Here is a 17,564-nt window from a genome sequence, read left to right as displayed (position 1 = left end):
ACAACTTAAATTTTGTTTTTTGAGAATCTAAAATTGTTCGCTCAAAGCGTGACGCAATTTGGAAATACCCAACCGAATTCTGGTTTTGATTGTACCTGTCGGGATACCAGTTTTAGCTGCGATCGCCGCGCAAGTCAATCCTTGGTAGTAGGCGAGTTCGATCGCCTGTTGCTGTTCCTTCGGCAGTTTTTCTAAGGCCGCTTTGACTTGTTCGCGGCGTTCTTTAAACATTGCATCTTCCATCGGTTCTGCAACGCTAGAGATGGGTACTTTAGCCTCTTCCAGACAAGCTTCAGCAGCCCGGACTGTTCGCTGCACAGCTCGCAGCCGATCGAGGGAACGACTGCGGGTCAGCATGAACAACCAGGTATCTGCTCGACTGCGAGAAGGATCGTAAGTTGCTGCTTTTTGCCAAATTTGGGAAAAAACATCGAGTACCACTTCTTCAGCTTCTTCTACCGAACCCAGGATTTTGTAAGCGAGAGCGTAACTTGGGCGACCGTAGCGATCGTAAAGTTTAGCTAATGCCGTTTGGTCTTTCCGGGCAATCTGCACTAAAAGCAGCGATTCATCGCCTGACTTCTGGCCTGTCATCTCAGTGTACCGAAAATTTTTGTTTTGACTGCACAGATCCAAAATTAAAAATTCGGCGTATATCACTACAGAACATAATTGTAAGTTTGAAGTTGGGGGTACAAACTGGAGTATGCCTTTTCCGGCTAATTTTGTCGTGCTTTGAATTGTAAAAATCCCAAGTCATCTTGAATTTTACCACCTAATTAGTTATTTTCTTGAGACTTAGCAATCCGCTTTATGCAGAACGAAGAAATGCCCGGAACCTGAACAGTCAAAACAACGCCATTCACTCGTTCCCAAGATTTGTTCGCTCACTCCCAAGAAGAGCCTGGGAACCCCTATAAGCGAGGCTCTGGCTCTACTCGATCGAGGGAAGCCGTGTCTCCAAGCAGGCATTCCCAAGCATAGTCCGGGAACGAGTAAATCCTCAATAATAACACACTTTTTTACATAAATTAGTCTGGCAGCACAGATCCAAAATTGCCAAACCTTCGTATACCACCAATAGGAGAAGGATCAGCAACAGCTCAAAAGCCCGACAGGTTGACAGATTTCAACCTGTTGCTACCAAAGTAAAACCCGCGAATGCGGGTTGTTTACCATTGATTTGTGCAAAAATCTCATTGAAATAAAGGTGCTAACTGTGAAGCTCACAAAAAAAATTCGCCGAACCATACTAGCTATTGAAGTAGCTCTAATTGCTCTATTAACTCCAGGGATAATTGTTGCTTCCGACCACGACGACGGGGAAGTAGATATTAAAGGTCGCGCTGTCAATTTAACTGACCTCTACGTATTTCGGGAAAAAGACCAAAATTCAGGAGCTGCGGAGGGGGATTTAGTATTTATCCTGAATTCAAATCCCAGGTCTGTAGCTCGCTATCAATATTATTTCAGCACTACTGCTCTCTACCAAGTTCACATCACGCAGGTAGGTGACGTGAATTCTACCCCGACTGGACGCGCCGATATTGTCTTGCGGTTTGCCTTCAGTCCGCCTAACAATCAAGGTATGCAGGCAGTGGCTGTGACTGCTGTTCGCGGTGGCTCGGAGACTGTTGCTAAGACTACAGTTAACGGCGGGCTAATTGCCACAACACCCCTGAATTCTAATGCTGTTTTGAATACAGTACCTGTGGGCGGTTCTAACTTGACTGTATTTGCCGGGTTGCGGGAAGACCCGTTTTTCTTTGATGTCGAACAATTTTTCCGAGTTCGCGCCGCAGCTTTAGGAACTGGGCCGCGCACTGCTTTTAAAGAACCGAGTCAAGCGATCGACTTTACTAAAGGTTACAACGTCAATACAATTGCTGTCCGCGTTCCGAAAGCGTTTTTGCAAGCAGGAACTGGGGCGAATACTTTTGATGTTTGGTCAACAGTTGCGATCCGGGATGGAGCTGGCGGTTTCAAACAATTCGAGCGTTTGGCGAGACCTGCAATTAATGAGGGTTTGATAGTTTCTCCCGCTTATTTGGAGGCATTTAATAATATTCCTCCGAGATTGGATTTGAGCGCTGCTGCTGCTCCGGTGCGGCAGGAAGCTGTTGCTACTCTGAATGCTGTGGATCTGTTGGACGGTCGGGATAATGTCGATCCAAATGCGATCGCCGGAGCTTTCTTGCCCGATGTCATGCGGATCGATACCACAAAAACCAGCGGCTACGCTAGCGCTACAAATGCTCAAGGAAGCTTGATCGGAGGTCGTTTGCCTATGGACGATGTTATTGATATCACTCTGGGAGCATTGGTGGGTTCTCCGGTTGGCGATAACGTTTCATATAACGGAACTCCGGGCAATCCGGCTCAGGGACACAAACCTTTAGAAGCGAGTTTTCCTTATTTGGCTTTGCCTAATTAGTGATTAGTTATTAGTCATCTGTCATTAGTCAGGGTTTACTGACTAATGACAGATGTAAAATCCTTTTTTTAACTGCCGATGAACGCTGATTAACGCGGATGTATGAAAACTAAGACTAAACTGGAAATAAAATCGGATATTTTCTCGTGGTGGCTGCTGATAGTAGTTCCTTTAGTTGGGATGGTAGTAGTGAATTTACCTCCTAATTTGCGTTTTATTTCAGATAAACTTTATAACAATAGTCCCGAAAATCTCGATGCGAATTACCGCTATCATTTCTCGGAAAGTTTGAGAAATAATCCCAATCAAAAGGAAGCAATTAAGCAAGAGATTGCTTTTTACCAGCAGCGGTTGGTCGTTGATTCCCGCAGCGGTTTGAACCGGGCGGCACTGGCGGGATCTTATTTAAAAATGGCTCGCGGTACTGGGGAGGGAGGTTGGTTTTTATTGGCAGAACAAGCGGCTCAAAGGTCGATCGCCGATTTGCCTTTTGACAACCAAGGTGCGCTGTTAGTTTTAGCTCGAATTGCTGAGGCGAGACACGATTTTGCTACTGCTTTGCGCTTTGCTAAACAGGTGGGTTCTGAGAATGAAGATGCGATCGCCCTTTTAGTTACATCTCACTTAGCGATGGGAAAAGTGAGCGAGGCAAATGCAGCCGCAGAAGCCTTAGTTAATCGGATTCCTAACTTGGGTTCCCTCACTTTGAGAGCTTTAGTGAGAGAGTCTCAGGGCCGAGATGCTGAGGTTTTGCAGGATTACCGCCAAGCAATGGCCGCGGAGGAACCGGGAGAGGTTGCTGGTTCGGCGCGGGCCCGATCGCTCTTGGGTCGGTTTTACGCGCGTCGCGGGCAGTTTGTGCAGGCGAAAGCGCTGTTTTTGGAGGCGCTGCGGTTGGTGCCGCGATACCCGCTGGCGCTGATTTATTTGGCGGATTTGGAGACGCGGCAGGGCAATTATCGGGAGGCGGAAGGCTATTACAGCAAGGTTTCTGCGTATTCTGCCGGGGTTGAGACTGTGTTCGATCGCATTGTCGATCGCGGTATGGCGAGGGTTAAGGATTTGCAGGGAGATGCGAACGAATCCCGGCGACTTCGCGACAAAGCAGAAGCGGGGCTGCGACAGGAACAGGTTTCTGGATCTGGGGGTTTCGGCCACCGCAGGGATTTGGCGAGTTTGCTGCTGGAAAAAGGTCGATCGCAGGATGTCACGGAAGCGCTGGCGTTAATGCAGGAGGAGGTGAAAATTCGCCGGGATGCTGTGACCCTAGATACTTTGGCTTGGGCGCTTTCGAGTGCTGGGGAATGGCAAAAGGCCGATCGAGTGATGGCGGAAATAGTGCGATCGGGGATTCGGGATGCGGGGATGTTTTACCGGGCTGGTGCGATCGCCCGGACTTTAGGTAAGGATGCTGAATCTCGCGCTTATTTTCAAAAGTCCAAGGAAATTGACCCGAGTTTTGACGATCGATCCCGCCAAGCATTGGGTTTGGGAAGTTATGAATTTTGAGATTAGCTAATAGCAGCCATTCGGCCAAGTTCGCCATTGCGTCAATCCGCCAGGGGTTTCAACCCCTGGCTCAAAGCTTAAGTCCTCTTGCATAGGACTGAAATGCACAATTGTTGAATTTGATTAGCTATTCAGTCGGTTTTAACCGACTTTCGCTATGAGACGGGGATTTCAATCCCCGGCGGGCTTGCGGGTAAGCGCGCTGGAAAAATCACAACAAAAACAAATAATTCATCCGAAAATCACTAAAAAAACCGGGATTTATGCAGTACAAAATAAACCGAATTCCCCAATTATTTATCCTATTTTTCCTGACACTTTCATTGTTGCTAACAACCTCAACCAGACCAGTTTACTCGCACTGGTCAGACTTATCCGTAGCAGAAATAGTAGTCAACGATTTGCAAACCGAAGTAACATTAACTTTCCCAACCGGCTTAACAAACTTCGCCGACGACAATCGAGACAGCCAGCTACAACCTGCTGAAGTTCGCAGCCACCAAACACAGCTAGAAAAGTTTTTTAGCCAACAAATCCGCCTCACCAACAGTAGCAACATTCAAGGCTCCGTAGCAGTAAAACCGCTAGAAATAGCAGCTAAAAGCGCGAGTGTTATCCAGCAGCCCAATACCCACAGCACCTTAATTTTAGACTACACCTGGCCCCTACCTTCTCAAGATAAAACCCCCGGTTTACCTGACTCGATTTCCATCTCCAAACCAGAGAAGTTGCGGATTAATTACAATCTGTTTTTGCCCGAAGTTCCGACAGCTAGCTGCCAAGCTACGATTGTACAAGGGGGTGCTGTAAAAAGCTTTGTGTTTACGCCGCAAAACCGCGACTTTTTGTTAGCAGGAAAGGAATCTATCTGGGATTCCGGTTGGAGTTTACTGCTAGCAGTAGCGGGAGCATTTGCTTGGGGATGCGTGCACGCGATGTCGCCCGGACACGGAAAAACCATAGTCGGCGCTTATTTAGTTGGTTCGCGGGCTACTCCGGTACACGCTTTATTTCTAGCAGCGACCACTACAATTACTCACACTGCCGGCGTGTTTGCTGTGGGCGGAATTACTTTGTTTGCTTCTAACTTGATCGACCCGGAAAAATTAGATCCTTGGCTGAGTTTAATCTCTGGTTTATTAGTAGCCGTAATCGGGTTCAACTTACTCTTATCCAAAATTAAGACTAGGTTGGTAGTGAGGACTGAAGTTCTCCAAAAAATCCAAACTAAAATTTTTAATAAAAACTGGTTTTTAAGGAGTAAAGTCCTTACTGCGGAATGTGAAGAACCAGTGAATCTTTTGAGTAGGGGAAGTTGGGAGAGAGAATTTAAACCTGTAAAACCAGATATATCTCACCACTACCACGATCACGGAGACGGCCGCCTTCACTCGCATTTGCCGCCGGGTACTGACGGTTCTCCCATTACTTGGAAAAGCTTATTAGCGTTGGGAATTTCCGGCGGTTTGTTGCCTTGTCCTTCCGCTTTGGTGATGCTGTTGAGCGCGTCGGCTTTGGGCAATGTTGGTTTGGGAATGACGCTAGTGGTAGCGTTTAGTTTGGGATTGGCTTTAGTGCTGAGTGCGATCGGATTAATCTTAGTTTATGCCAAACGAAATTTTGATAAACTGCCCAAACAGATAACAGCAGTCAAATTTCTGCCGGCGATTAGTGCGATGTTTGTAATGTTTTTGGGGTTGGGAATTACCGGACAGGCGATGTTGAAAATATTGGCGGCAAATCAGTGGGTAATTGGCAATGGATAAGCATAAAATTAGGACTCTCCCTCCTAACTACAAACTTACGAATAAGTCGGATTTTAGATACCCGATTTATTGAAGAAGCCGGGTATCAGGGTATTGTGTTTTTTAGCCGTTGCTCACTGATCAGGCCGCGCTATGTTTCTTAATAATTTCGGCTAAATCCGGTACTCCCTTTTCTACATAAGTCTTAGCTGAGGGGCGGAGTTTGGCATAGGCGCCTTTAACCATCGATCTGGTGCTTTTCTCGACCCTTTTGTCACTTATTTGGAGCAATTCGTCTGCTACTTCACCTTTTCTTTGAGCAAAATATTCGACTGGGTTGCCATTGTTTACCGCTTCAGTCCACATCGGATCGAGTGCGATCGAGATTTCTGGCAGAAGTTGATCGACGACTTGGGCGCAATAGTCAGCCCGTATCCCCTTGACAGTAGAGTAGGCAGCTTTAAGAGCCATACCACCCAATCCGGGCGCTGCTGCAACTTGTTGGTCTATCAACTTTACACAGTCATCAACAAAAGTTTCTCTGTGGTTTTCATTCAAGAGAATATCACTAAGTCCCATTTTCACTTTCCTTGATTTAATAGTCAATGTGCTTATTAGCTTTGAACTCAATCTGACATCATATATCTATTTTGAGCCTTTATTCAAGGTTTCCCAAGTTTTTTAAGGTTTGAATGTGTCTATGACAGAACCTAATGTTGAGTTTTGTCTCGTATGTTATGGGAATTAATGTTCTATCTGCTACTAATTATTTGGCTGCGGTTTGTAGTAAGGGCTTTAGTCCTTATTAGGTGATATTAATGAGGACTAAAGCCCTGACTACAAACTGATGAGTTGTGAACAGTCACATAAAAAATAGAACAGCTCGAAAAAAATATTAGAAAGGCTCTGCCTAAGTCCGATCGCACTTGCACGTATGAGCTGGCACGTATCATTAGGATTGGACGTTGGGCTTGAGGGCCGCAGGTACTGCAACGATGGGAACTTTCTGGGTTTGAGCCGGGCGATCGCTCGATCGCAATACCAAATTTTTCGATAACGGCGCGGAAGTGGTGAGTCCGGGAAATACTTGAAGCGATAAGGTTAAGCCGGCAGCTAATAATACTTTTTCTAACATGGCAGTGTCTCCAATTACATATGCCCTAAGGCATAATTCCTCTTACACCTACAACATATAAACATCCTCAGTCGCTTGGTGCGATCGCACGGGCATAGTTTAAGTGACATCTATCACCACGGAGAAGAGGGTGATGGGGATAGGGGGTCTGGGGATAGGGGGTGATGGACCCTAGGGAACTGGGGGAGAGTGGGAAATCTTTCCTGGCACTTGTACCGTCAACATCGGTTGAACGTGTTAAATTCCTTACATCGGTTCGTTGCCGAACTTCCCCCCAAATCAAGAATTGTCCTAGAGAAAGAAGCCGTTGAGTCTCTCTCAAAGGTAGAATTAGCGCGTAGAAGTTATTTGACACAGCGGAGGTACCGACAAGATGCTTGCATACATTCTGGCGTTGGCGGTCGGTCTAGGCAGCTTCAGTATTTACATGGCGGCCTTCTTTTTTCCAGAAGTACACCGCAAAAGTGATTTTACCTGGAGCGGGGTAGGGCTTTTTTATGCGTTAATTTTATGGGCTTGTGCGGGACGAATTACTGGTGCTCTCCTGCTTGGTCAAATGGCGGGCGTGGCGATGTTGGGCTGGTTTGCCTGGGAAACTCTGACTTTGCGCCGGCAAGTGACACCCGTTGCTGAGCAAACGCCGATTCCTCAGTCGGCGAATTTGGCTGCAGCAGGCGTGCCGTTGGCTGCCTTGTTTGCCAAGAAAAAAGAACCCGCAGCGAAAAAACCTAAGTTTGTTCGATCGCCCAAACCGAAAACTGATGTGGTTCCAGCACCGACTCTGGATAAGGGCGAGGTAAAGCTAGAGGAACAGCCGGCGATTCCCCCCATAGCTGAAAGTATTGCTGAAAGTTCGATCGCTCCGACGACTGAAAGTGCGATCGCCCCTGACTGGACAATTCCCGACTCGAAACCACCTGCAATTGCAGAAATACCAGTGTTTTCAGTCGAAACTCCTGCTGCTGAGACTTCACCAACCCCAGCAGAATTAGCCAGCAGTTTCACTCCTCTACCTCTACCTCTAGAAATTTCAGAAATAGCCGTTGCACCGAGTGTGGAGCCAGCAGAGGCTCAGCCAGAGCCTCAACAGCAGCTAGAAGTCGATGATTTTGACGAGGAAACAGAATGGAGGACAGCCGTTAAAGAGTCGCAGGCGGCAGCGGCAGCGGCGGCGGCGGTGGCCCCAACTCCTCCTACTCCTCCTAAACCAGCTAAAAAATCCGGCGGTTTCGGAAGTCTGTTCGACAATATCAAAAATAGTCTCGGCGGTATGTTGGGAAGAGGTGCGGGTAAAAACAAGTCTGATGCAACTCCCCAGACGCCAAAACCTTCAGCGACTCCAGAATCGATCGCACCTGAATCTAAAATAACGGCAACTCCTGCAGCGGGTATCGACCAAATTCTCGAATCCGAATTAGCCGAGGTGGCTGCGGAAGTGGCAGCCGAAAGTAGCAACACTGTTGTGGAAACAAGCCAAGGAGTGCCGTTTCCCAACGATGTTGAAGCAATGGCCTTTTTGATGGCCACAGAAACCGCGAGTTCTGACAAAATAGGGGAAACTCCGATCGAAGATCGATCGTCCGCTGACACCCAGACACCGCTGGCTGCTGTTGGTGAACCGGAAGCAGCAGCAGGCGTACTAGAAGCAGAAGCCCCTGCTGTATCTCTGGAAACCCAGACACCGCTGGCTGCGGTTGGTGAACCGGAAGCAGCAGCAGGCGTACCGGAAGCAGAAGCCCCTGCAGCATCGATAGAAATGACTGTGGTGGAAATGGCAGAGCCTGTAGAGATAGAAGTACCGGGAGAACCTGGGTTGAGCGTGCAGGTGGAAACGGTTTCAGTATCAGTGATCTCGATCGAATCAACAGATAAAAAACCATCTTCTGAGGGAGAACAACCGGAATTGATTCGCCCGAATCCCCCCCCTCCGGATCTAGTAGAAGCTGCTCAAGCGGCCCATGAATCCAAGTCTGAGAATGTATCCGGCGAAGATAAGCCGTTATCTTGAGGCAAAAAGCAAAAGGTAGAAACCAGAATTTTTTTGATTCTGTTTTCTGCCTTCTTACTTCTTACTCCTTACTTCTTACTTAGGCCCTCTTCCTTCCTCCTTATTCACGCTTGACTTCGGCTCTCAACATCCATCCGTTAAATCCGTTAAATCCGTTATATCGTTTCCGGTTGCATCGGAATAATAAAATCGAGTCAACAGTTAACACTCAACCATTTAGTTTTTAGACTCCGAGTCAGCAGTTTACACTCAACAATCAACAATCACGGACGGTGCAACGGGAATAGATATTAAATCCCTTACACTGCGCGTTGCCGAACTTCCTTCTCCCTTAATATTATGAAAGCAATTATGGTCGTGGGAACAACCTCTCACGCAGGGAAATCTTTACTCGTGGCAGCTTTGTGTCGAATCTTTTCTCGGCGAGGCTGGCGGGTAACTCCGTTTAAAGGTCAGAATATGGCACTGAATTCCTATGTCACAGCGGCCGGCGGAGAGATTGGTTACGCTCAAGCAGTGCAAGCTTGGGCTGCGGGCGTCGCACCTTGGGTAGAAATGAATCCGATTTTGCTCAAGCCACAAGGAGACATGACTTCTCAATTGATTGTGAAGGGCCGGGCGATCGCCAATGTGCGAGCATCTCAATATTACGAGCAGTATTTCGATATCGGCTGGCAAGCTATTCGGGACTCTTTAGAATTTCTCGGCCAAGAATTTGACATGATTGTTTGTGAGGGAGCCGGTAGCCCTGCTGAGATTAATCTCAAACACCGCGATTTAACAAATATGCGGGTAGCTAAATATTTAAAGGCTCGAACTTTGCTAGTAGTTGATATCGATCGCGGCGGTGCTTTTGCTCACATTATCGGTACTTTGGAATTGCTCGATCCCGACGAACGAGCTTTAATTAAAGGATTCATTATTAATAAGTTCCGAGGACAAAAATCGATATTAGATCCGGGTCTGACTTGGCTAGAAGAAAGGACGGGAATCCCGGTAGTTGGGGTGATTCCTTGGATAGACGAAGTGTTTCCCTCAGAAGATTCTCTCGATTTGCTCGATCGGCGTTCTCCCAATGCTCAAACCGACATCAATATTTCCGTCATCCGCCTGCCCCGAATTTCCAATTTTACAGACTTTGACCCCCTAGAGTCGGAAACTTCCGTCACTGTCAAATATGTCAGCCCAAAAGACCAGTTAGGCCATCCAGACGCCGTGATTTTACCAGGCTCTAAAACTACAATTTCCGATTTGCAGGTGCTGCGCCAAACAGGTATGGCAAAAGCTATTCAAAATTATTTAGTAGCTGGCGGTACAGTCATGGGAGTTTGTGGCGGCTTTCAGATGCTGGGACAAAGTATCACGGATAAAGAAGGGGTTGAGGGAGAAAAGGGAGAATTTCCAGGATTGGGGTTGCTGCCTTTGAAAACTGCCATGGCACCGAACAAAATTGCCCGCCAACGAATCGTAACATCTAACTATCCTCAACCGGGTTTGCCCGTTTCCGGTTACGAAATTCATCAAGGAAAAACGCAAATCCTAGAGTCAGATTTGACTCAACCGCTATTTGACGATGCTAGTTTAGGGATTGTCAATACTTCTCAATCAATTTGGGGTACATACCTGCACGGCATCTTTGACAACGGAGCTTGGCGGCGAGCTTGGTTAAATCACTTGCGGCAGCAGCGGGGACTCCGCGCGTTGCCTACAGGTATTCCTAATTACCGGGAACACCGAGAAACTCTGTTAGACTCTCTAGCAGATACAGTGGAAAAGCATTTAGATATCAAGCATATTTTAGGTTAATTAGTTAACTTTTGACAGTTGACTGTTAACTGTTGACAGTTGACTGTTAACTGTTAACTGTTGATTATTGTTTGTTAGAGTTGAGGTTCAAATTCAATGACAAAAGTTTGTTTTTTACCAGATAACGTGACAGTTGAAGCTGAACCAGGAGAGCTTTTACTAGATGTAGCTAAACGTGCAGGGGTTTCTATTCCTACCGGCTGTCTCATGGGTTCTTGTCACGCTTGCGAAGTAGAAATTGATGGCGGAGATACGATTTGTGCTTGTATTTCCGGCATCCCTTCGGGGAGAAAGCAAGTGACAATTAATCTGTATGTTGACCCGACTTGGTAATTTGTTAGTTGACGGTTGACTGTTGACGGTTGACTGTTAACTGTTGACTGACAACTGACTAATTTTTTTGCCATTCTTGCTGTTTTTTGCGAGCAGATTGCAGCCATTTTTGGGATTCGGGATAAACAGTTGTCCCGGGTTTCACGGATTCTAATTGATTGATAATTTGTTGCAACTGGCTGAGGGAGTAACCGGGATTTTGAGAATTCACATTATTTTGCAAGTTGGCAAACAAGTTTTTAGCTGCTTGCAAAGCTGTGGTAGAATCTTTTTCTGCTTGCAGTCTAATCTGGGTGATTCCTAAATTTTTTTGATATTCAGCGAGTTTGGTTTGAGCATCGAGATAGCCCGGATTATCGAGGGAAATTAATTTTAGTCGGTTAATTCCTTCTTGCCACAATTCTGCTATTTGCTCCCACTGTGCGGCGGGATGGGGAGGTTTTTGGGAGGCGACGGCGGCGGAGAGAGCAAATTCTTTGGCAGCTTCAATTAAGTTGTCAGCCTGCACAGAACCGGTGGCGACGCCGCCCATTGCTTGAAAGTCTCTTTCTGCTGCTTTGAGTGTTTTCTTAGCGGTTTCTCCCGCGAGGGTTTCGGCGGGAATTTGATTGAGTTGGTCGATCGCACTTTGCCAATTTACCGTCGCTTTTTGTCTATCCGCAGCCGTTTTGGCTTGCTGATACTCCTGTTTCGCAGCCTTTAGCGTTTGTTCGACTTGATTTAACTGAGTAAAAGCATTTTTTTGCTGGAAAATCTGAGCTTCCATCCGCCCGACATTTTTGCGGGCGGCTTCAAATTCATCGAATGTAAACTGCCAACTGCACCTAAAAAAAGAGCAGTACCTCTTTGGGTAATAGCCGAGGAACCACACCGGCAAGGCGTCGAGGTGTTTTTGCGCTTGTTTTGCTTTTATTTCGCCCAAGTCAAAATCAGCGACAGCCGTGGCTTTATTCACCAGTTGATCGGATTGTTCCACAAGGGCGATCGCCTGCCGGTAATTGTGATCCATACTCATAAAACTCGGCAGCAACAATATCGGCATTGTTTTAGCCACGGGCCAGCGAATCATCGGAAAAGGTAGATTTAGCAGCCAAATTATCCCCGCTGCACTTCCCAGCAAACTCCCAGCAAAGATGATTTTACCGAACACTCCCGGCGGGCGGTTGGCTTTGACGGCTGCTTTGAGAGCTTTTTCGCTGAAGTTGGGAAATTCGTCTTTGAAGGTATCGCGGATTTCTTCTCTTGAGGCGAAAGTGCCGTTTTGCAAGCGTAATTTCTCCAACCGCTTGATTACCATCCGTCGGTAGACATCACCGGCTACACTATCAGCCGCCGCGCACTTGTCAACTTCGGCCCGCAAAATTTCAAAAGCTCGATCGGTAAGACGCGCCATAAAACTCACCTATTCCCTTTTAATTATTTTACTGGTTCCCCGTCAAAATAATTGTTAAAATATATAAAGTTCCTATCAAATAATCCGAATTAATTTCATGCCGACTGCTTTAATCACTGGTGCTTCTGGCGGAATTGGTGCAGCCTTTGCCGCCGAATTAGCCAAACGCCAGCACAATCTAATCTTGGTAGCTCGTTCCGAAGACAAATTGCAACAGCTAGCTGCTAAACTGCAACAGGAATTCAATATTTTAGTCGAAATTATCGTTCAAGATTTGACCGCACCCGGAGCCGCAACTGCTGTATTTGACGCGGTTGTTAAAAAAGGTTGGTCGGTTGATTTGTTGGTGAACAATGCGGGTTTTGGCGATTACGGTGTTTTTGCCGATCGCCCGCTTGCGAAACAACTAACAATGGTGCAACTAAATATTGTAGCATTAGTTGAACTATCGCACTTATTTTTGCAGGGAATGCGGCAGCGAAAATCAGGAAGTATCATCAATGTTGCCTCCATCGCAGCTTTTCAAGCGATGCCGTACTTGTCGATGTATGCAGCAACTAAAGCTTTTGTTTTAAGTTTCAGCGAGGCGCTTTGGGCGGAAAACAAAGATTTAGGAATTGGCGTTTTGTGCCTTTGTCCAGGGCCGACAGAATCGGACTTTTTCGCAGTAGCTGAATTCCCTCAATCAATGGCATCCAGCAGCGGGCAAAAACTCGTTCCTGCAGCGGAGGTAGTGCGAGATGCTTTGAAAGCTTTAGACAAAAATGAGTCTAATGTTGTCACAGGGGGAATTCCCAATCAAATCATCGCCAATCTGCCTCGATTGATGCCGCGAGAACTTTTGGTGAAGTCGGTAGAAAAGGTGTTTCGGGCGAAATAGGAATAGTTCGCCCGGGGTTTCTATCCCCCTCTCATAGCGAAAGTCCTCTCAAGAAGACTGAAAAGCAAATTAAATAAACAATCAAATATTTGTCACCATTATTCAGTCGGTTTCAACCGACTTTAGCTATGAGACAGGGGTTTCAACCCCTGGCGGACTCGCGGACAAACAAACAACCCCCTGTTGGACAAATCATCGCACCCACAGACAGATGAACGTTCGCCAATTTTACCAAAAGGTCGATCGCACATTCGGGCCACCAAAATCCCCGCCACCAAAATCCCCGTCACCAAAATCCCCTACGCTACCCCACAAGTCCGCCGTTCGTTTCAACCCCCGTCTCATAGCAAAAGTCCTCTAAAAGAGGACTGAAAAGCAAATTAAATAAACAATCAAATATTTGTCACCATAATCGATTATTTCTCACCATTCTTCAGTCGGTTTCAACCGACTTTAGCTATGAGACAGGGGTTTCAACCCCTGGCGGAATCGCGGACTCGCGGACAAACAAACGACCCCCCGAACAAACAAACAACCCCCCGGACAAACCATCGAACCGACGAATAAAGGATAAATCCTCCTGGTGTTGCACATCTTGTCGCCCAAATGCGAGAACCCTTACAAAAAACTGGGCCCCAAACAGATGTGTTTAACCAAGAATAAATTAATGGATCGCACAATCCAAAATCCTAAATCGCCATGAACTCAGAACGCGAACAAGCCTATCTCAACCTGATAAATCAACTGCTAACCTGTACCAGCGGCGAAGAAGCGGAGGTATTAGAGACTCACCCGGAATTGCTGGATAATGGCTTGGTGGCGGCCATGCTAAAAGAGGCAGAGAATCTCAGAGAATTTGGCGAACTAAATAATGCTAATTGGTTGATGAATTGTGCCGGGATACTGCTTGGGATGAATGACAATACCTCAGTGGCAGTCACCCGAAAAGCGGAAGCAGACAGACTGTTACAACAAGGAATTCAGCAGTATAAAATTAGTCAATTCCGAGAAGCTTTGCATTCTTGGGAACAGGCATTAACTATCTATAGGGAAATCGGAAATCGCCAAGAAGAAGCTAATTCCCTCGGCAATTTGGGCAATGCTTACTATTCCCTAGGGCAATACCACAGGGCGATCGCATTTCACGAACAGTCTTTAGAGATTAAACGGGAAATCGGAGATCGCCAAGGAGAAGCTATTTCCCTCGGCAGTTTGGGCAATGCTTACTATTCCCTAGGGCAATACCACAGGGCGATCGCATTTCACGAACAGTCTTTAGAGATTTCACGGGAAATCGGATATCGCCAAGGAGAAGCTAATTCCCTCGGCAGTTTGGGCCTTGCTTACGATTCCCTAGGGCAATACCACAGGGCGATCGCATTTTACGAACAGTATTTAGAGATTTCACGGGAAATCGGAAATCGCCAAGGAGAAGCTAATTCCCTCGGCAATTTGGGCAATGCTTACTATTCCCTAGGGCAATACCACAGGGCGATCGCATTTTACGAACAGTCTTTAGAGATTTCACGGGAAATCGGAGATCGCCAAGGAGAAGCTAATTCCCTCGGCAGTTTGGGCTCAGCTTACAAATCCCTAGGGCAATACCACAGGGCGATCGCATTTCACGAACAGTCTTTAGAGATTTCACGGGAAATCGGAGATCGCCAAGGAGAAGCCGCTTCCCTCGGCAGTTTGGGCTCAGCTTACAAATCCCTAGGGCAATACCACAGGGCGATCGCATTTCACGAACAGGCATTAACTATCTATAGGGAAATCGGAAATCGCCAAGGAGAAGCTATTTCCCTCGGCAGTTTGGGCCTTGCTTACTATTCCCTAGGGCAATTCCACAGGGCGATCACATTTCACGAACAGTCTTTAGAGATTTCAGGGGAAATCGGAGATCGCCAAGGAGAAGCTAATTCCCTCGGCAATTTGGGCCTTGCTTACGATTCCCTAGGGCAATTCCACAGGGCGATCGCATTTCACGAACAGTCTTTAGAGATTTCACGGGAAATCGGAGATCGCCAAGGAGAAGCCGCTTCCCTCGGCAATTTGGGCAATGCTTACTATTCCCTAGGGCAATTCCACAGGGCGATCGCATTTTACGAACAGTATTTAGAGATTTCACGGGAAATCGGAGATCGCCAAGGAGAAGCCGCTTCCCTCGGCAATTTGGGCAATGCTTACGATTCCCTAGGGCAATACCACAGGGCGATCGAATTTCACCAACAGTATTTAGTGATTTCACGGGAAATCGGATATCGCGTGGGAGAGTCAATCTCTCTCAACAATTTGGGAAATACTTTCCTACAAACTCATCAACTTGCTGAAGCTGAAACAGCACTTCGCGCCTCGATCGCAATTAGGGAAACTCTGCGTTCTGAATTAGTAAGTAATGACCACAAAGTCTCAATCTTTGAAACCCAAATATCTGCCTATCGCCTGCTGCAACAAGTCCTAGTCGCCCAAACTAGATTTGATGAAGCCTTAGAAATATCCGAAATGGGGCGTACCCGTGCCTTCGTCGAGTTATTGCGACAAACCTTATTAACAACCTTCCCTCAGTCCCCCCCTTATCAAGGGGGGGAAGAAGACTTCTCTCAATCTCTCCCTCTTAACCCCCCAGGGTTTGTGGGGGTATTAACAGACTTCTCTCAATCTCCCCTTTTAGCATTGTGGAATAAACTGTTGCCTAGGCTGTTTGGGGGGGTATCAGCAAACTCCTTTAACTTCTCCCTTAGCAACGGGGAGTTGGGGGGGTTATCAATTCCCCAAATCCAACAAATCGCCCGCGACAGAAACTCCACAATAGTTGAATATTCGATTGTCTATCCAGAAATTTACATCTGGGTAATCCAACCAAACGGGAACATCACCCATCGCGCCGCCAACCTCGAACCCCTCAACCAACAAAACCAAACCCTCAAACAAATCATCCTCAAAACCCGCGTCTCCCTCGGCACCGTAGAAACCGACGACGCAGGCAACAAAATTCAGCTAGAATCCCAGTACAATCGAGACGAAACAGGCCGCTTTCCCCTACTGCAACTCCTCCATCAAATCCTGATCGAACCCATCCTAGACTTGCTACCCGCCAATGCCAATTCCCCCATCATCTTCGTCCCCCACTACGACTTATTTTTAGTTCCTTTCGCCGCCTTGCAAGATAGCAACAACCGCTACCTAATCGAAGATCGTACCATCCTCACCAGCCCATCCATCCAAGTATTAGAATTCACCCGCGAACATCAAAACCGAGTGCGAGGATTGAGACAAGCCGCCCTAATTGTCGGCGATCCAACTCTCGCCGCCAAATTCAAAGAAAAGCCCTACGAACTCAAACAACTGTCCAGGGCAAAAGAAGCTGCCGAAGCCATCGCCGCAACTTTAGGAACCCAAGCAATTAGCGGAGAAAATGCCACAAAAATCGCCATTTTAGACAAGATGCTAAACACGCGCATCGTGCATTTATCCGCCCACGGACTCCTCGACGATTTCCAAGGTTCCGGCATCCCCGGCGCGATAATTTTAGCACCATCAGGAGACACCGACGACGGCGCGCTTAACGCCGCAGAAATCCTGCAATTAAACCTCGATTCCGAACTCGTAGTATTAAGCGCGTGCAGCACCGGGCGCGGTAAAATCGACGGAGATGGAGTCCTCGGATTATCGCGCTGCTTCATCCTCGCCGGAGTCCCCAGCATCATCGTTTCCCTGTGGAATATGGGAGCGAATTCAGCCAAATTACTAATGACTGAATTCTACCAAAATTTAGCACGGGGCGACAATCTAGCAGCCGCCTTGCGGTGTGCTATGCTAACCACAAAAGATCGATTTCCGAGTCCCATAGCTTGGGCTGCATTTACCTTAATTGGCGAAACCGAAACTTTACCGCTGTCAACTGAAAAAACAGATTTAAGGAGATTAGTAATGTCACTTCCCGATGAGGCCACACCCAAAGAAATTGTCGCAGCTTTCAGTAAGTTATTGAAAATATCCGAGCCGCAATTTGTCAAACAATTATCAGCGATTGATGTTGGTTCGACCGCTAATATCAATATTATCGCTCAAACAATCAAAAAATGGTGCGAAACTCGGCCTCAAATTGAAGAGAATTTAGAGAACGAAATTTATCAAATGGGTGCGGGCGGCGGTGATAGCGATGCACCGGAGGAAATCGTCAGAGAGTTTTACGAAACGCTGAAGGAAAATCAGATTCGACAGGGTTTGTCTGAGTCTTCTGTGGATGTGGAAACTGATACTTCGGACACAGAATCGACATAAAAAACTCTTGTCCCCCCCTTATTAAGGGGGGCTAGGG

General features: G+C 47.0%; 12 protein-coding genes. 8 read left to right on the top strand and 4 right to left on the bottom strand.

What is annotated here, in order from left to right:
• Window positions 1–27: 27 nt before the first annotated feature.
• A complete protein-coding gene (locus tag QUA62_RS08440) occupies window positions 28–594 on the bottom strand; it encodes a sigma-70 family RNA polymerase sigma factor (protein WP_333403419.1) in 567 nt (188 codons plus the stop codon).
• Window positions 595–1,219: 625 nt separating this feature from the next.
• On the opposite strand from QUA62_RS08440, the gene QUA62_RS08435 reads away from it, so the two are divergent.
• The 3 genes from QUA62_RS08435 (at window position 1,220) to QUA62_RS08425 (ending at window position 5,709) form a co-directional block, all read left to right on the top strand.
• The gene (locus QUA62_RS08435) at window positions 1,220–2,434 is read left to right on the top strand and encodes a DUF4331 domain-containing protein (protein ID WP_333403418.1); all 1,215 of its coding nucleotides are present in this window, start codon (window positions 1,220–1,222) and stop codon (window positions 2,432–2,434) included.
• A gap of 102 nt (window positions 2,435–2,536) precedes the next feature.
• Entirely contained in the window at window positions 2,537–3,943 is a 1,407-nt protein-coding gene (locus tag QUA62_RS08430; RefSeq protein ID WP_333403417.1) for a tetratricopeptide repeat protein, read from the top strand.
• A 263-nt stretch (window positions 3,944–4,206) separates the two neighbouring features.
• Window positions 4,207–5,709 (top strand): HoxN/HupN/NixA family nickel/cobalt transporter, encoded by a 1,503-nt coding sequence (locus QUA62_RS08425; RefSeq protein ID WP_333403416.1) that lies wholly within the window; start codon window positions 4,207–4,209, stop codon window positions 5,707–5,709.
• Between the two features lie 120 nt (window positions 5,710–5,829).
• Here QUA62_RS08425 and QUA62_RS08420 read toward each other — a convergent pair whose 3' ends face one another.
• Both QUA62_RS08420 and QUA62_RS08415 read right to left on the bottom strand, forming a co-directional pair.
• Entirely contained in the window at window positions 5,830–6,267 is a 438-nt protein-coding gene (locus tag QUA62_RS08420; protein ID WP_190657148.1) for a DUF6918 family protein, read from the bottom strand.
• Window positions 6,268–6,640: 373 nt separating this feature from the next.
• Window positions 6,641–6,823 carry a hypothetical protein gene (locus QUA62_RS08415; RefSeq protein WP_333403415.1) on the bottom strand — a complete coding sequence of 61 codons (183 nt, stop codon included), beginning with the start codon at window positions 6,821–6,823 and terminating at the stop codon, window positions 6,641–6,643.
• Between the two features lie 373 nt (window positions 6,824–7,196).
• Here QUA62_RS08415 and QUA62_RS08410 point away from each other — a divergent pair, with 373 nt between their 5' ends.
• From QUA62_RS08410 to QUA62_RS08400, 3 genes are all read left to right on the top strand, one after another.
• Window positions 7,197–8,831, top strand: coding sequence for a Ycf66 family protein (locus QUA62_RS08410; protein ID WP_333403414.1), 1,635 nt, complete (start codon window positions 7,197–7,199; stop codon window positions 8,829–8,831).
• A 339-nt stretch (window positions 8,832–9,170) separates the two neighbouring features.
• A complete protein-coding gene (gene cobQ / locus QUA62_RS08405) occupies window positions 9,171–10,637 on the top strand; it encodes a cobyric acid synthase CobQ (protein WP_333403413.1) in 1,467 nt (488 codons plus the stop codon).
• Between the two features lie 96 nt (window positions 10,638–10,733).
• On the top strand, window positions 10,734–10,970 hold the full coding sequence (locus QUA62_RS08400) for a 2Fe-2S iron-sulfur cluster binding domain-containing protein (RefSeq protein WP_333218903.1): 237 nt from the start codon (window positions 10,734–10,736) through the stop codon (window positions 10,968–10,970).
• Between the two features lie 58 nt (window positions 10,971–11,028).
• On the opposite strand, the gene QUA62_RS08395 is transcribed toward QUA62_RS08400, so the two are convergent.
• Window positions 11,029–12,363, bottom strand: a complete 1,335-nt coding sequence (locus QUA62_RS08395; RefSeq protein ID WP_333403412.1) for a hypothetical protein — start codon at window positions 12,361–12,363, stop codon at window positions 11,029–11,031.
• Window positions 12,364–12,460: 97 nt separating this feature from the next.
• Between QUA62_RS08395 and QUA62_RS08390 the strand changes: the two genes are divergently transcribed.
• Together QUA62_RS08390 and QUA62_RS08385 are read left to right on the top strand one after the other, a co-directional pair.
• On the top strand, window positions 12,461–13,243 hold the full coding sequence (locus QUA62_RS08390; RefSeq protein ID WP_333403411.1) for an SDR family oxidoreductase: 783 nt from the start codon (window positions 12,461–12,463) through the stop codon (window positions 13,241–13,243).
• Window positions 13,244–13,942: 699 nt separating this feature from the next.
• Complete coding sequence (locus tag QUA62_RS08385; protein ID WP_333403410.1) at window positions 13,943–17,527, top strand: CHAT domain-containing tetratricopeptide repeat protein; 3,585 nt, start codon at window positions 13,943–13,945, stop codon at window positions 17,525–17,527.
• Window positions 17,528–17,564 lie beyond the last annotated feature (37 nt).

Origin of the sequence: Microcoleus sp. MON1_C1, from assembly GCF_036701945.1 — a bacterium.
Classification (GTDB): domain Bacteria; phylum Cyanobacteriota; class Cyanobacteriia; order Cyanobacteriales; family Microcoleaceae; genus Microcoleus.
Note: the sequence above shows the minus strand (reverse complement) of the source record. Positions and strands in the feature narration are given on the sequence as shown.

Coding starts and splice junctions, on each gene's coding strand:
- QUA62_RS08430 (WP_333403417.1), top strand. CDS start 2,537: ATGAAAACTAAGACTAAACTGGAAATAAAATCGGATATTTTCTCGTGG.
- QUA62_RS08390 (WP_333403411.1), top strand. CDS start 12,461: ATGCCGACTGCTTTAATCACTGGTGCTTCTGGCGGAATTGGTGCAGCC.
- QUA62_RS08395 (WP_333403412.1), bottom strand. CDS start 12,363: ATGGCGCGTCTTACCGATCGAGCTTTTGAAATTTTGCGGGCCGAAGTT.
- QUA62_RS08400 (WP_333218903.1), top strand. CDS start 10,734: ATGACAAAAGTTTGTTTTTTACCAGATAACGTGACAGTTGAAGCTGAA.
- QUA62_RS08410 (WP_333403414.1), top strand. CDS start 7,197: ATGCTTGCATACATTCTGGCGTTGGCGGTCGGTCTAGGCAGCTTCAGT.
- QUA62_RS08420 (WP_190657148.1), bottom strand. CDS start 6,267: ATGGGACTTAGTGATATTCTCTTGAATGAAAACCACAGAGAAACTTTT.
- cobQ (WP_333403413.1), top strand. CDS start 9,171: ATGAAAGCAATTATGGTCGTGGGAACAACCTCTCACGCAGGGAAATCT.
- QUA62_RS08385 (WP_333403410.1), top strand. CDS start 13,943: ATGAACTCAGAACGCGAACAAGCCTATCTCAACCTGATAAATCAACTG.
- QUA62_RS08415 (WP_333403415.1), bottom strand. CDS start 6,823: ATGTTAGAAAAAGTATTATTAGCTGCCGGCTTAACCTTATCGCTTCAA.
- QUA62_RS08440 (WP_333403419.1), bottom strand. CDS start 594: ATGACAGGCCAGAAGTCAGGCGATGAATCGCTGCTTTTAGTGCAGATT.
- QUA62_RS08425 (WP_333403416.1), top strand. CDS start 4,207: ATGCAGTACAAAATAAACCGAATTCCCCAATTATTTATCCTATTTTTC.